This is a genomic window from Sphingomonas sp. Leaf25, from assembly GCF_001421635.1.
Lineage (GTDB): Bacteria > Pseudomonadota > Alphaproteobacteria > Sphingomonadales > Sphingomonadaceae > Sphingomonas.
In genome coordinates this window covers 324,500-337,558 of the sequence record NZ_LMKU01000029.1, presented here as the reverse complement: position 1 = coordinate 337,558, position 13,059 = coordinate 324,500, and the positions used below count along the sequence as shown (strand labels likewise).

The window sequence follows — 13,059 nt, the reverse complement described above, 5'->3', positions numbered from 1 at the left end:
TGACGGTTACGATTGATCGCGAACGTTGGCGCATATGGATCCCCGCCTGCGCGGGGATGGCGGTGGTAGCGCGGGAGGGGAATTTGAACCTCCGACCCCAGGATTATGATTCCCGTGCTCTGCGTCTACGACAAGATTTACCGCCCCGTCCCCAGCAACAGCGCGGTCAGCACCGGATCGCCGGTCCGGCGCGGGTCGGCGCGGATGGCGGCTTCTTCCCGGCCGATCGCGCGGAAAATCGCGGCACCCGCCTGGTCCGCCGCGCTGCGGGCGATGGCGGTATAGTCGATCCCGGTCTGCGCGGTGACGATCGCCGAGAGGATTTCGGTCGCGTCGGATCGCAGGCCGTTCGAAAATTCGGGGAACATCGCCTCGACCACCGCGCCGCGCGTTTCGCGCGCCAGCAGGTCGGTGGCGGCGGTCGGCCCGCCGCGCAGCACCGCCAGCGCATCGCCCAGCGTCAGCCCGCGAATGGCGTCCAGCACCACCGGCGTCGCCCGGTCGGCGGCATCGACCGCCACTTCGTTCAGCGCCAGCGCGATCCGCGAGCGCACCGCATTGGTCCGCAGCACGGCGGCCAGCACATTGTTCTGCCCGCCGGTGTCGGGCAGCGTCAGCCGGGTGAGTTGATCGTCGTAGAATCCGCCGGGCCGGATCAGTCGCGAAAAGGCGCGCTCGCTCGACAGGGTGAGCAGCCGGCGCACCCCTTCCTCGACGCCATAGCTGCCCAGCGGCGTGGCGCAGCCGCCGAGCATCGCGACCGGCAGCAGCAGCGCGGCACCACCCAGGATATGCCGGCGCGAAACGGGGGACTGGAGCATGCGGTCTCCTTCAGGGACAATCCAATGCGCTGCCAACGCAGCCATGCGCGTTCCGGTGCCGTCCCTGCCGTGAACCGATGTTGAACCGTGAACGCTTTTGCGGCCGTTTCGCGATGCCAGCCATTGCCGATTCCGCGCGCCCGCCCTAGCTACCGGGCCATGGCAGACCCCTATGCAACCCTGGGCGTGGCGCGTGACGCCAGCGAAGCGGATATAAAAAAGGCCTATCGCAAGCTGGCGAAGGAGCTGCATCCCGATCGCAACAAGGACAACAAGGCGGCGTCCGACCGTTTTTCCAAGGTGACGCAGGCCTATGACCTGCTGACCGACAAGGACAAGCGCGCGCGGTTCGACCGGGGCGAGATCGACGGAGAGGGCAATCCGGCGTCGCCGTTCGGCTATGGCGGTGGACCCGGCGGCGGGTTCCAGCCGGGGCCGGGCGGACGCGGCGGCTTCGACATGGGCGGTGCGGGCCAGGGCGGCGATTTTTCGGACATCTTCGAGGGGCTGTTCGGCGGGCGCGGCAATGCGGGTGGTCCGGGCGGCGGCTTCGCCAGCGGGTTCGGCCGCCGGCCGCAGCCCAAGGGCGCGAACGTCGCCTATCGCCTGAAAGTCCCGTTCGAGGATGCCGCGACGCGCAGCCCGCAGCGCATCACGCTGGCCGACGGCAAGACGCTCGACCTGAAGCTGCCCGCCGGCGTCGAGAGCGGTACGCAGATGCGGCTGTCGGGCAAGGGCGAGCCCGGCCCCGGCGGGGCGGGGGACGCGATCGTGACGATCGAGGTTGAACCGCATCGCTTCTATGTCCGCGACGGGGACGACGTTCGCGTCGACCTGCCGATCACGCTGTCCGAAGCGGTGCTTGGCGCGAAGATTCGCGTGCCGACCGTGGAAGGCGCGGTGATGCTGAGCGTGCCGAGGGGGTCGACCTCGGGCAAGACGCTGCGGCTGAAAGGGCGGGGGTTCCACCGCAAGGACGCGACGCGCGGCGATCAGTTGGTGACGTTGCTGGTCGATCTGCCGGTCGATGACGATGCACTGGTCGAATTCGTCCAGCGGTGGGACGGACCGGCGACGGACCCCCGGGGCCGCTTCGGCGTTTGACGCCGACCTGAACCCGGCTGGAGCAGCCATGACCCAGCCGTCGCCCGAAAGCCCCGAAGCACGCCACCGGCGCGGCCGCCCCGCCCTGTCGCGATTGCGCCCGTCGGTGCGCGCGATCGAGGTGGCGAAGCGGGTGGTGGTCGGCACGTTCAACGACGGCTTCACCCATGCCGGCAACCTCGCCTATCTGTCGCTGCTGACGCTGTTCCCGTTCTTCATCGTCGCGGCGGCGATCGCGCGGGCGTTCGGGCGCAGCGACGACAGCGTCCATGCGGTCAGCGCGTTCCTCGAAACCGTGCCCGCCGAAGTGGCGAGCGTCCTGCAGCAGCCGATCCTCGACGTGTTGCAGGCACGGTCGGGATCGTTGCTGTGGCTCGGTGCGCTGGTGGGGTTGTGGACGACGACCGGGTTCATCGAAACGGTGCGATCGATTCTGCGGCAAGCGTATGGCGTGCCGTTCTCGCGGCCGTTCTGGGAATATCGGCTGGGATCGATCGGGTTGATCGTTGGGTCGGTCGTGCTGTTGATGGTGGCGTTCAGCCTGCAGGTCGTGCTGGTCGGCGTAGAGCAACTGATCTATCGCGCGCTGCCGTTCCTCGCGCCCTATGCCGCGTATCTGTCGATCGCGAAGCTGTTTCCGGCGCTGGCGCTGCTGCTGGCGCTCTACATCCTGTTCTATACGCTGGCCCCCAAACGATACCGGCAGTCGGGCTGCCCCAAATGGCCGGGCGCGGTGGCGACGGCCGGGGTGTGGATCGGAACGACGCAGCTCCTGCCGCTCACGCTCGACATGCTGGGGGGGTATGATCGCACCTATGGCAGCCTTGCGGGCGTGATGATCGCGCTGTTCTTCTTCTATATCGTCGGGCTGGGTGTGGTGATCGGCGGGGAATTGAACGCGGCGCTGGCGGAGACGCCCGAAGCCGCGCTAGAGGGGCCGACGGACGAAGAAAAAGGGAAAGTCGCGTGAACGGACTGATGCAGGGCAAGCGCGGGGTCATCATGGGACTCGCCAATGATCGGTCGCTGGCCTGGGGCATCGCCAAGCAGCTGGCCGCGCAGGGGGCCGAACTGGCCTTCACCTATCAGGGCGAGGCGCTGGAGCGGCGCGTGCGGCCGTTGGCGGGCGAACTGGGATCGGACTTTCTGATCGAATGCGATGTCGCGACCATGGAATCGCTCGACACCGCGTTCGAGCGGATCGCGGCGCGCTGGCCGACGATCGACTTCGTCGTCCATGCGATCGGCTTTTCGGATAAGAACGAGCTGCGCGGCCACTATTACGACACCAGCCTCGACAATTTCCTGATGACGATGAACATCAGCGTCTATTCCTTCACCGCCGTCGCCAAGCGCGCGCGGGCGTTGATGCCGAATGGCGGATCGCTGGTGACGCTGACCTATTACGGGTCGGAAAAGGTCGTGCCGCATTACAATGTGATGGGCGTCGCCAAGGCGGCGCTCGACATGTCGGTCAAATATCTGGCGATGGACATGGGGCCGGAGAATATCCGCGTGAACGCGATCTCGGCGGGTCCGATCAAGACGCTGGCCGCGAGCGGCATCGGCGATTTCCGCTACATCCTGAAATGGAACGAGCTGAATTCGCCGTTGCGCCGGAACGTCACGATCGACGATGTCGGCGGGGCGGGGCTGTATCTGCTGAGCGACCTGTCGAGCGGCGTGACCGGCGAGATCCACCATGTCGATGCCGGCTACAATGTCATCGGCATGAAGGCCGAGGACGCGCCCGACATCGCGTTGTCCTGAGGCCACCGTGGCGGTGATCCGTGCCGCGACCGGCGGCGATGCTCCGGCGGTCGATGCGCTGTTGCGCACCTGTTTCCCACGGGATGAGGAAGCGCGGCTGGTGCAGCACCTCGCCGTCGACGGCGATCTGGTGCTGGTGCTGGTCGCCGAGGATGCCGGCGCGATCACCGGCATGGTCGCCGCCAGCCGGATGCACGTCACCGCCGATACGCGCGAGGTGGCGGCGGTCGCCATCGCGCCGCTGGCGGTGGCGCGTGAGGCGCGTGGGCAAGGGGTAGGTGAGGCGCTGACCGCCGCCGCCATCGCCCATCTGCGCAGCGGTGGCGCGGAACTGGCGTTCGTGCTGGGCGATCCGGCGTTTTACGACCGCTTCGGGTTCGACGCCGCCGTCGCGGCAGGGTTCGACAGCCCCTATGCCGGCGAGCATTTCATGGCGCTGCGCCTGAACGACGGGCCGTGCATCCACACCCCCGGCACGGCGACCCATGCCGGTGCGTTCGCGATGCTTGGAGAATAGCAATGAGCCACAACAGCTTCGGGCATCTGTTCCGGTTCACCACCTGGGGCGAGAGCCATGGGCCGGCGCTGGGCGCGGTCGTCGACGGGTGTCCGCCGGGGTTGCCGCTGAGCGAGGGTAATATCCAGCCGTTCCTCGACGCGCGGCGACCGGGGACCAGCCGGTTCACGACGCAGCGGCGCGAGCCGGATGCGGTGCGCATCCTGTCGGGCGTGTTCGAGGGTCGGACGACCGGCACGCCGATCAGCCTGATGATCGAGAATGTCGACCAGCGGTCGAAGGATTATTCGGAGGTCGCCAAGGCCTATCGCCCCGGTCATGCCGATTACGCCTATGATGCGAAATACGGCTTTCGCGACTATCGCGGTGGTGGCCGGTCGTCGGCGCGGGAGACGGCGGCGCGGGTCGCGGCGGGTGCGGTCGCGCGACTGGTCATCCCCGAAGTGACGATCACCGGATGGGTCGAATCGATCGGCGGCGATGCGATCGATCCGGCGAAGTTCGACCTGCAAGAGATCGGCCGTAACCCTTTCTTCTGCCCTGATGCCGCCGCCGCGCTACGTTGGGAAGCGCTGGTCGACGGCGCGCGCAAGGCGGGATCGTCGCTCGGCGCGGTGATCGCCTGCGAAGCGGTCGGCGTGCCGGCGGGGTGGGGCGCGCCGCTCTATGCCAAGCTCGATGCCGAACTGGCGAGCGCTGCCATGTCGATCAATGCGGTAAAGGGCGTCGAGATCGGCGACGGCTTCGCGGCGGCGGCGCTGTCGGGGGAGGCGAATGCCGATCCGATGCGCCCCGGCGCGAATGGGCCGGAGTTTCTGGCGAACCATGCCGGGGGGATCGCGGGCGGCATCTCGACGGGACAGCCGGTGCGGCTGCGCGTGGCGTTCAAGCCGACCAGCTCGATCCTGACGCCGGTCGAGACGATTTCGCCGCAGGGCGAAGCGGCGGTGATCGCGACCAAGGGCCGCCACGATCCGTGTGTCGGTATCCGCGGCGTGCCGGTGGTGGAGGCGATGGTCGCGCTGGTGCTGGCCGACCAGAAACTGCGGCATCGCGGGCAGACCGGCTGAACCAACCGGACCGGCCATCGTCGATCGGCAACGGCTGGTCCGGGAAATGTTGGTATCCTGCGATGGGTTGAGCAGGACTGGTGGAGCCAATCGGACGCCCGGGGACTTGAACCTCCTGCTTGATGCAAGGAGACTTCCGATGCGTAAGACCATCTTTACCGGCCTGCTGATCCTCGCGGGATCGACCGCCGCCATCGCGCAGGTGCCGCAGACCCCGACGTCGCCGACCTCACCGACGACGACACCCGGCACGATCGATCCGACCCGTCCGACGCAGCCCGCGCCGCTGACGACCGGTCCGACCAACCCGGTGCCGGAACCCACGACGCAGCCCGACGATCCGGCACGTCCGACCGATCCGTCGACAACCACGACCGACGATACGACCCCGCCGAATACCACCGGCGATACACCGGTCGGCACGCCGCCGGGCGCGACGCCCCGCTGACGCGGTACGGATTGCGTATGAAAAAGGCCCGCCCGGAGGTTCCGGGCGGGCCTTTTTCGCGTCGGTCGACGTGCGATCAGTCGGCGAAGGGATCGCGGACGAGGATCGTATCGTCGCGCTCGGGGCTGGTCGATACCAGCGTCACCGGGCACTGGATCAGTTCCTCGATCCGGCGGATGTACTTGATCGCCTGCGCCGGGAGTTCGGCCCAGCTCCGTGCGCCCGCGGTCGATTCGGACCAGCCGGCGATGGTTTCGTAGATCGGCTCGACCGCCATCTGGTCGGCGGCATGGGCGGGGAAATAATCGAGCGTGCGATCGCCGAGGCGATAGCCGGTGCAGATGCGGATTTCCTCGAACCCGTCGAGCACGTCGAGCTTGGTCAGCGCGATGCCGGTCACGCCCGATACCGCCACCGCCTGACGCACCAGCACGCTGTCGAACCAGCCGCAGCGGCGCTTGCGCCCCGTGACCGTGCCGAATTCATGGCCACGCTCGCCCAGCCGCTGGCCGGTGGCGTCTTCCAGTTCGGTCGGGAAGGGGCCGGAACCGACGCGGGTGGTGTACGCCTTGGCGATGCCGAGCACGAAGCCGACCGCGCCCGGCCCCATGCCCGAACCGCCCGCCGCCGTGCCGGCGATGGTGTTGGACGAGGTGACGAAGGGATAGGTGCCGTGATCGATGTCGAGCAGCACGCCCTGCGCGCCTTCGAACAGGATGCGCTTGCCCTTCGCACGGGCGTCGGCGAGCACGCGCCACACCGGCTGGGCATAGGGCAGCACGAAGCCGGCGATCTCGCGCAGTTCGGCGATCAGTTGCGCCCGGTCGATCGCGCTCTCGCCGAAGCCGGCGCGCAGCGCGTCGTGATGCGCGGTGAGGCGATCGAGTTGCGGTTCGAGCTGGTCGAGATGGGCAAGGTCGCACACGCGGATCGCGCGACGGCCGACCTTGTCCTCGTACGCCGGGCCGATGCCGCGACGGGTGGTGCCGATCTTGCCGGCGCCGCTCGCATCCTCGCGCAGACCGTCGAGGTCGCGGTGGAAGGGGAGGATCAGCGTGCAGGTTTCGGCGATCATCAGCGTGTCGGGCGTGACCGAGACGCCCTGATCGCGCAGCCGCTCGATCTCGGCCTTCAGTGCCCAAGGGTCGAGCACCACGCCGTTGCCGACGATCGACGGCGTGCCGCGCACGATGCCCGAGGGCAGCAGCGACAATTTATAGGTGGTGCCGCCGACGACCAGCGTATGGCCGGCATTGTGCCCGCCCTGAAACCGGACGACCATGTCGGCGCGTTCCGCCAGCCAGTCGACGATCTTGCCCTTGCCCTCGTCACCCCATTGGGCGCCGATCACCGCTACGTTGGCCACTCCGTCCAATTCCTCGATACTGTCCGCGTATGTGGACGGCGCTTAGGCGCGTCGCGGGGCCGCGTCCACCGTGCGCGGTGCCGAAGGCGGCGGAATGTGACGATAGAGTTGCGATTCCTCCTGCCGGATGCGCTGGCCGAGCGCGGCGAGCACGGCACGGGTAGCGTGAACGAAGCCGTCGGGATCGGCGGCGAGGGCGGTGCCGTCCCAGTCGCGCATATAGGCTTTGAACGCATCGGCGAGGCCGCCCATCTGCGCCTGCATCCGCCGCGACAGATTGGCGACCTCTGGCGACGGATCGCGTTCGAGCAGCGGGTAGAGCAGTTGGTCCTCGGTCGCGAGATGGGCGAGCAGCAGGCGGCTGAGCTGCCAGCGGGCCCGGGCGACGGCACCCGGATCGAGCGGACGGGTGGCGCACAGGCCCAGCAAGCCGGCGGCGACCGCTTCGATCGCCCTGTGTTCCTCGCTCAGTCGATCCCGGTGCAACATCGCTCGATTCCCCCGGTGCGGTGCGGATGACAATACATATGGATCGTATGAAAACGCTAACAAAGCATGAGGGATACGCGCCCTCGACATCCGTGAAACCCGCGCGCACAACCGGGCGCACAGGATAATCGCAGGAGAGCGTGCCCATGAAACTTGCCAGCCTCAAGCATGGCCGCGACGGCCGGCTGGTCGTCGTTTCGACCGACCTGGCGTGGTATGCCGATGCGAGCGCGATCGCGCCGACGTTGCAGGCGGCGCTGGACGATTGGGACCGGGTGGAGGGCGACCTGCGCAACCTTGCCACCGATCTCGACCATGACGTCATCCCCAAGGACCGGTTCCACGAGCGCGACGCGGCATCGCCGCTGCCCCGCGCGTATCAATGGGCCGATGGCTCCGCCTATGTGAACCATGTCGCGCTGGTGCGGCAGGCGCGCGGCGCGGAGATGCCCGACAGCTTCTGGCACGATCCGTTGATGTATCAGGGCGGGTCGGACGGATTCCTTGGCCCGCGCGATCCGATCCCGGCCGGCGACGATAGCTGGGGCCTCGATTTTGAGGGCGAGGTGGTGGTCGTGACCGGCGATGTCGCGATGGGCGCGTCGCGCGAGGAGGCGCTGGCGGCGGTGCGGCTGGTGGGCCTCACCAACGACGTCAGCCTGCGCGGGCTGATCCCTGGCGAACTGGCCAAGGGGTTCGGCTTCTTCCAGTCGAAGCCGGCCTCGGCGTTCTCGCCGGTGTTCGCGACGCCCGATTCGCTTGGGAGTTGGTGGCGGGACGGCAAGCTGCACCGCCGGCTGTGCGTCGATCTGAACGGCGTGGCGTTCGGCCGGGCGGAAGCGGGCGAGGACATGACGTTCGATTTCGGCACGCTGATCGCCCATGCCGCCCAGACCCGCGCGCTGGGGGCGGGGACGATCATTGGCTCTGGCACCGTGTCCAACCGCGATGCCGACGGCGGGCCGGGCAAGCCGGTGGGCGACGGCGGGGTCGGCTATTCGTGCCTGGCGGAACTGCGCACCGTCGAGACGATCCGGGGCGGCAAGGCGGAGACGCCGTTCCTAAAAAGCGGCGATACCGTCCGCATCTGGGCCGAGGACGACCGGCATCATCCGATCTTCGGGGTCATCGAACAGGTCGTCGGCGGGTAACGTTCAAGGGAACGGGGGTGGCCCCTCGACGATTTGCACCGGAGTCGTAACCGTCCGGGGGCCATGCCATGATTCACGCCAAACCGCTGCGCTGGGCGCTGCCGCTGTTGCTCGCCGGGTGCGCGACGACGCACGGCGCGCCGCCGGTGGCGCAGGTATCGCGGGCGGGCGCGGTGGCGACGCCAGCCGAACGCTTCGGGCCGTTGTTCGAGGCGGTGCAGATGCGGCGCATCTTTCCCGACGGCAAGACCTTCGTCGATGCGGTGCCGAGGCGGAGCGACGCGGCGATCCTTGCCGAGTATCGCCGTGGAAGCTTTGCCGATGACGCGGCGCTCCGCGCGTTCGTGCTGGCCAATTTCGACGTGCCGGGGCTGGAGACGCCGCCTGCGTCCGCCACCGGGCCGCGCCTGCCGATCGCGCGGCATATCGCCGAGCTGTGGCCGCATCTGACCCGCGATCCCGTCACGCCGCCGCCGGGGTCGAGCGCGCTGGCGGTCAGCGACCGGTTCGTGGTGCCCGGCGGGCGGTTTCGCGAACTGTACTATTGGGACAGCTATTTCACGATGCTCGGGCTGGCGGCGGACGGGCGGCAGGACCTGATCGAATCGATGGTCGCCGGCTTCACCGATCTGGTCGAGCGCTATGGCCATGTGCCCAACGGCACGCGCAGCTATTATCTCAGCCGGTCGCAGCCGCCGTTCCTGTATCTGATGATGGGGCTGTCGAAGGTGCAGGACCCGGCGGTGCTCAAGCGGCGGCTGGCGGCGCTAAAGCGCGAGCACGCCTTTTTCACCGCGCCCGAACGGTCGGTGACGCTGCCCGATGGCGCGGTGCTCCAGCATTACTGGGATGGCAGGGATACCCCGCGCGACGAATCGTGGCGCGAGGATGTCGAGACGGCGCGGGCGAGCGGGCGACCGGCGGCCGAGGTGTATCGCCACCTGCGCGCCGGGGCGGAGAGCGGCTGGGACTATTCGTCGCGCTGGCTGGCCGATGGGCGGACGCTGGCGACGATCGATACCGCCAATCTGCTGCCCGCCGATCTCAACAGCCTGTTGTGGGGGCTGGAGCGATCGATCGCCGATCTGGCGACGCGGACCGGCGATGCGGCGACCGCGCGCGACTTTGCGGCGCGGGCCGCGCGGCGCGGGCAGGCGATCGAGCGCTGGCTGTGGAGCGAGGACGAGGGGCGCTATGGCGATTATGACGTCGCCCGCCGGCGGTTGCGCGGCGGGGCGAGCGCCGCCACCGCCTTTCCGTTGTTCGTCGGGCTGACGACCGCGCCGCGCGCCGCGCGGGTGGCGCGGACGATCGAGGCACGGCTGGTCGCGCCCGGCGGCCTGCGCAGTACCGAGGTTCAGACCGGGCAGCAGTGGGACCGGCCGAACGGCTGGGCACCGCTGCAATGGGTGGCGGTCCACGGCCTCGACCGGGTCGGCGAGCGCGCGCTGGCCGACCGGATCGCGGGCAGCTTCCTGACCACGGTCGAGCGTGAATATGCCGCCTCGGGCAAGCTGGTCGAGAAATATGACGTCGAGGCGGTGCGGCCGGGCGGGGGCGGCGAGTATCCGTTGCAGGACGGGTTCGGCTGGACCAACGGCGTGACGCGGGCGTTGCTCGACCGGGCTTCGGCGGGGCGGAATTAGGCCGGACTTGCTCCCCTCCCTTGTCAGGGAGGGGAGAATGGGCCGTTTCATACCGAAAGTCGGTCCAAAGTTTACAAAGTTTACACTAGCGACGGGTTTGTTGCGAATGCGTAGCATTCCGAGGTGGCGCGATCATCCGCTTGCCGTGCGGAATTTGGCGAACATGTCGGCAAGCGTCAGGCGGGTGTCGATCGCGGTATAGACCCGCATCGGCCGGCCGCCGGGCATGGGCGCATAGCCGCCGCGATCGGTGATGCGCGGGGTCGGGCGAACGCGATAGGCGCTCGACGAACTATCGGCGTCGAACGCCGATTGCAGCGCGGTGAGTGTGACCAGCGGACTGTCGCCCAGCGCATAGGTTTCGCCGAGCCGGTAGCGGGCCAGCGCGATCGTCGCTTCGAGCCGGTCGAGCAGATAGTCGCCGAGAGCGCCGGCGCCGCGCAGCCCCTCGACCAGTTCGGCATGGCTGACGAGCAGCGTGCGATAGACGTCGCGCGGGACCTGCCAGATCTCGACGCCCGAATCGTTGAACACGGTTTGCGCGGCGGCGAGATCGATGGTGAGGTTGTATTCGGGGGTGGCGGCGCGGACCGGATCGTCATGCTCGGGGCCGCCGATCCAGACCAGCTTCAGGCGCGACGCGATGCGCGGGTCGATCCGCAATGCCTCGGCGAGATCGGTCAGCCCTGCGCCGGCGGCGTAGAACAGCGGCAGGTCGGTATCGGTGCGCAGCGCCTCGGCGACGATCCGGCGGGCGGCGGGGGTCGCTTCGGGCGGTGCGCCGGGCGGCGGCGCGGCGTTGCGGCCGGCGATCAGAACGGGGCGCTGTGCGAGGCGCATCCGGTCGATCAATTCACTGGCGACGCGCACCGCATGGTCCGCCTGCGTCGTGCATTTGTCGAGAAAATCGTTCGGGTGGATGTGCGATCCGATCACCAGCGGCACGGTGACGGCGGGCGAGAGCAGATGGTGTGCAAGTTGGAACAGCCCGTCGGGATCGCCCGAAAAATCATTGTCGAGGATGACGCGCGCGCGGGGGCGGGCGCTCAAGGTCCGCGCTGCGGCGGGGCGGGGGAGGATCGCGGCGCAGCCCGCCGCGCCGATGCCGGTCAGGATCGATCGTCTGTCCATCGCGGGTTCCTCCTGTCGCGTCGCGTCCGGGCGGCATCCTGCAGCAGCGTGGCGGTGTAGGACAGGGGGAGGTCGTCGGACGCGACATTCATTTCCGCGCCGTCACCCCGGACTTGTTCCGGGGTCTACGGTGCAGCGACCGGTATCGATGGATGCACTATCGACAGCGTTTGCGGCCCGGTGGACCCCGGAACAGGTCCGGGGTGACGAAGGGGCAACATGACGGATCGCGTACCGCTACGCCGCCCAGGCGGCGACATCCTCCTGCGCGCCGATCAGCGCGAGGCCGTGGGCGACCGAGGTGAGTTCGCCGCCGCTGGCTAGGCGCCCCTCGCCGAAGCGGGTGGCGAAGGCGCGGCGGATGGCGGGGGTGAGCGAGGTGCCGCCGGTCAGGAACACGCGGTCGATCGTGTCGGCCGATACGCCAGCGGTGTCGAGCGCGCGCTCGACAACGCCCATGATGCGCTCGATGTCGGGGGCGATCCAGTCATCGAACTGGGCGCGGGTGACGGGGGCCTCGATCGCGATGCCGCCGCCTTCGAACGCGAAGGTCGCCTCGTCGCCCTGCGACAACGCGCGTTTGACCTGGCCGACCGCGTCGTAGAGCGGATAGCCTTGTTCGCCCTCGATCACCGCGACCATGCGTTCGATTGCCGCCGGGTCGGTCGCGGCGCGGCGCAGCGTTTCGAGTTCGGCGAGCGTCTTGCGGTTGCGCATCAGCGCGAGGCGCGACCAGTCGCCGAAGTCGCTGAAATGGCCGGGCGGGATTTCCAGCACCTTGTCGAACGAGCGATAGGTGCCGCCCTTGCCGAGCAACGGCAGGACGAGGCGGTCGAGGATGCGGCGGTCGAACTGGTCGCCGGCGATGCCGATGCCGGCCGACCCGAGCGGGGTAGCGCGCCGTTCCGACCCCGGTGCCTCCAGCCGGACGATCGAGAAGTCGCTGGTGCCGCCGCCGAAATCGGCGACGAGGATCGTCGCGGCGGCATCCAATGTTGCGGCATGGCTGAACGCCGCGCCGAGCGGTTCGTGAACATAGACGATCTGCGCGCCCAGCGCGGCGAACATCGCGTCGTAGCGGGTGCGGGCGAGCGCCTCGTCGGGGCGGTGGCCGGCATAGGTGACGGGGCGGCCGACGACGATCCGCTTCGCCCCGGTCAGCGCGCCGCCGGCATGGCTGGCGAGATGATCGAGGAAGGTCCGGCCGAGATCCTCGAACCGGTAGCGGCGCTGGAAGATCGGCGCGCTGTCGAACGAGGCGCTGGCGGCGACCGACTTGAACGATTGCAGGAAGCGGCAACCCTCGGGGAACTGGAGATATTCGTCGATCGCCCACGGGCCGGCGGCATGGGCGATGCCGCCGGGCACCTCGTCCTGCCAGAAGCACAGCGCCGAGCGGAACACGCTGTCGGGACCGTGCGGCGTGGCGAGCGGGACCAGCGTGGCGTGGCCATCGTCGCCCGCCCGCGCGAGGACGGTGTTGGTGGTGCCGAAATCGAGGCCGAGGACGGGGGGCATGGGGCACGTACTCCGGTAGCGGCGGGGG

Annotated in this window: 13 protein-coding genes; 8 read left to right on the top strand and 5 right to left on the bottom strand. The window is 68.7% G+C overall.

The window, feature by feature from the left end:
* Nucleotides 1–137: 137 nt before the first annotated feature.
* A complete protein-coding gene (locus ASE78_RS13300; RefSeq protein ID WP_056497853.1) occupies nucleotides 138–821 on the bottom strand; it encodes a DUF4197 domain-containing protein in 684 nt (227 codons plus the stop codon).
* Between the two features lie 159 nt (nucleotides 822–980).
* Between ASE78_RS13300 and ASE78_RS13295 the strand changes: the two genes are divergently transcribed.
* The 6 genes from ASE78_RS13295 (at nucleotide 981) to ASE78_RS13270 (ending at nucleotide 5,730) form a co-directional block, all read left to right on the top strand.
* Nucleotides 981–1,925: a DnaJ C-terminal domain-containing protein gene (locus tag ASE78_RS13295; RefSeq protein WP_056497852.1), complete on the top strand. Its 945-nt coding sequence runs from the start codon at nucleotides 981–983 to the stop codon at nucleotides 1,923–1,925.
* A gap of 28 nt (nucleotides 1,926–1,953) precedes the next feature.
* Nucleotides 1,954–2,895, top strand: coding sequence for a YihY/virulence factor BrkB family protein (locus ASE78_RS13290; protein ID WP_056497851.1), 942 nt, complete (start codon nucleotides 1,954–1,956; stop codon nucleotides 2,893–2,895).
* Nucleotides 2,892–3,695 (top strand): enoyl-ACP reductase FabI, encoded by an 804-nt coding sequence (gene fabI / locus ASE78_RS13285; protein WP_055759676.1) that lies wholly within the window; start codon nucleotides 2,892–2,894, stop codon nucleotides 3,693–3,695. The genes ASE78_RS13290 and fabI overlap by 4 nt, the downstream gene beginning before the upstream one ends.
* Nucleotides 3,696–3,702: 7 nt before the next feature.
* The gene (locus ASE78_RS13280) at nucleotides 3,703–4,212 is read left to right on the top strand and encodes a GNAT family N-acetyltransferase (RefSeq protein ID WP_056497850.1); all 510 of its coding nucleotides are present in this window, start codon (nucleotides 3,703–3,705) and stop codon (nucleotides 4,210–4,212) included.
* 2 nt (nucleotides 4,213–4,214) lie between these two features.
* A complete protein-coding gene (gene aroC, locus ASE78_RS13275; RefSeq protein WP_056497849.1) occupies nucleotides 4,215–5,282 on the top strand; it encodes a chorismate synthase in 1,068 nt (355 codons plus the stop codon).
* A 139-nt stretch (nucleotides 5,283–5,421) separates the two neighbouring features.
* A complete protein-coding gene (locus ASE78_RS13270) occupies nucleotides 5,422–5,730 on the top strand; it encodes a hypothetical protein (RefSeq protein ID WP_055759686.1) in 309 nt (102 codons plus the stop codon).
* Nucleotides 5,731–5,806: 76 nt separating this feature from the next.
* Here ASE78_RS13270 and ASE78_RS13265 read toward each other — a convergent pair whose 3' ends face one another.
* Both ASE78_RS13265 and ASE78_RS13260 read right to left on the bottom strand, forming a co-directional pair.
* Complete coding sequence (locus ASE78_RS13265) at nucleotides 5,807–7,096, bottom strand: adenylosuccinate synthase (protein ID WP_055759690.1); 1,290 nt, start codon at nucleotides 7,094–7,096, stop codon at nucleotides 5,807–5,809.
* A 42-nt stretch (nucleotides 7,097–7,138) separates the two neighbouring features.
* Nucleotides 7,139–7,585 (bottom strand): hemerythrin domain-containing protein, encoded by a 447-nt coding sequence (locus ASE78_RS13260; RefSeq protein WP_056497848.1) that lies wholly within the window; start codon nucleotides 7,583–7,585, stop codon nucleotides 7,139–7,141.
* A gap of 146 nt (nucleotides 7,586–7,731) precedes the next feature.
* Between ASE78_RS13260 and ASE78_RS13255 the strand changes: the two genes are divergently transcribed.
* Together ASE78_RS13255 and treF are read left to right on the top strand one after the other, a co-directional pair.
* Complete coding sequence (locus ASE78_RS13255) at nucleotides 7,732–8,736, top strand: fumarylacetoacetate hydrolase family protein (RefSeq protein ID WP_056497847.1); 1,005 nt, start codon at nucleotides 7,732–7,734, stop codon at nucleotides 8,734–8,736.
* Between the two features lie 68 nt (nucleotides 8,737–8,804).
* Entirely contained in the window at nucleotides 8,805–10,382 is a 1,578-nt protein-coding gene (gene treF, locus ASE78_RS13250) for an alpha,alpha-trehalase TreF (RefSeq protein ID WP_056497846.1), read from the top strand.
* A gap of 132 nt (nucleotides 10,383–10,514) precedes the next feature.
* Here the strand turns inward: treF and ASE78_RS13245 are convergent, their stop codons facing one another.
* Nucleotides 10,515–11,513 carry a nucleoside hydrolase gene (locus ASE78_RS13245; RefSeq protein WP_056497845.1) on the bottom strand — a complete coding sequence of 333 codons (999 nt, stop codon included), beginning with the start codon at nucleotides 11,511–11,513 and terminating at the stop codon, nucleotides 10,515–10,517.
* A 237-nt stretch (nucleotides 11,514–11,750) separates the two neighbouring features.
* On the bottom strand, nucleotides 11,751–13,031 hold the full coding sequence (locus ASE78_RS13240) for an Hsp70 family protein (RefSeq protein ID WP_056497844.1): 1,281 nt from the start codon (nucleotides 13,029–13,031) through the stop codon (nucleotides 11,751–11,753).
* Between the last annotated feature and the right edge of the window lie 28 nt (nucleotides 13,032–13,059).

Excerpts from the sequence above, each read along its gene's own strand:
- ASE78_RS13295 (WP_056497852.1), top strand. The coding sequence starts at position 981 with ATGGCAGACCCCTATGCAACCCTGGGCGTGGCGCGTGACGCCAGCGAA.
- treF (WP_056497846.1), top strand. The coding sequence starts at position 8,805 with ATGATTCACGCCAAACCGCTGCGCTGGGCGCTGCCGCTGTTGCTCGCC.
- ASE78_RS13245 (WP_056497845.1), bottom strand. The coding sequence starts at position 11,513 with ATGGACAGACGATCGATCCTGACCGGCATCGGCGCGGCGGGCTGCGCC.
- aroC (WP_056497849.1), top strand. The coding sequence starts at position 4,215 with ATGAGCCACAACAGCTTCGGGCATCTGTTCCGGTTCACCACCTGGGGC.
- ASE78_RS13290 (WP_056497851.1), top strand. The coding sequence starts at position 1,954 with ATGACCCAGCCGTCGCCCGAAAGCCCCGAAGCACGCCACCGGCGCGGC.
- ASE78_RS13260 (WP_056497848.1), bottom strand. The coding sequence starts at position 7,585 with ATGTTGCACCGGGATCGACTGAGCGAGGAACACAGGGCGATCGAAGCG.
- ASE78_RS13300 (WP_056497853.1), bottom strand. The coding sequence starts at position 821 with ATGCTCCAGTCCCCCGTTTCGCGCCGGCATATCCTGGGTGGTGCCGCG.
- ASE78_RS13240 (WP_056497844.1), bottom strand. The coding sequence starts at position 13,031 with ATGCCCCCCGTCCTCGGCCTCGATTTCGGCACCACCAACACCGTCCTC.
- ASE78_RS13270 (WP_055759686.1), top strand. The coding sequence starts at position 5,422 with ATGCGTAAGACCATCTTTACCGGCCTGCTGATCCTCGCGGGATCGACC.
- ASE78_RS13255 (WP_056497847.1), top strand. The coding sequence starts at position 7,732 with ATGAAACTTGCCAGCCTCAAGCATGGCCGCGACGGCCGGCTGGTCGTC.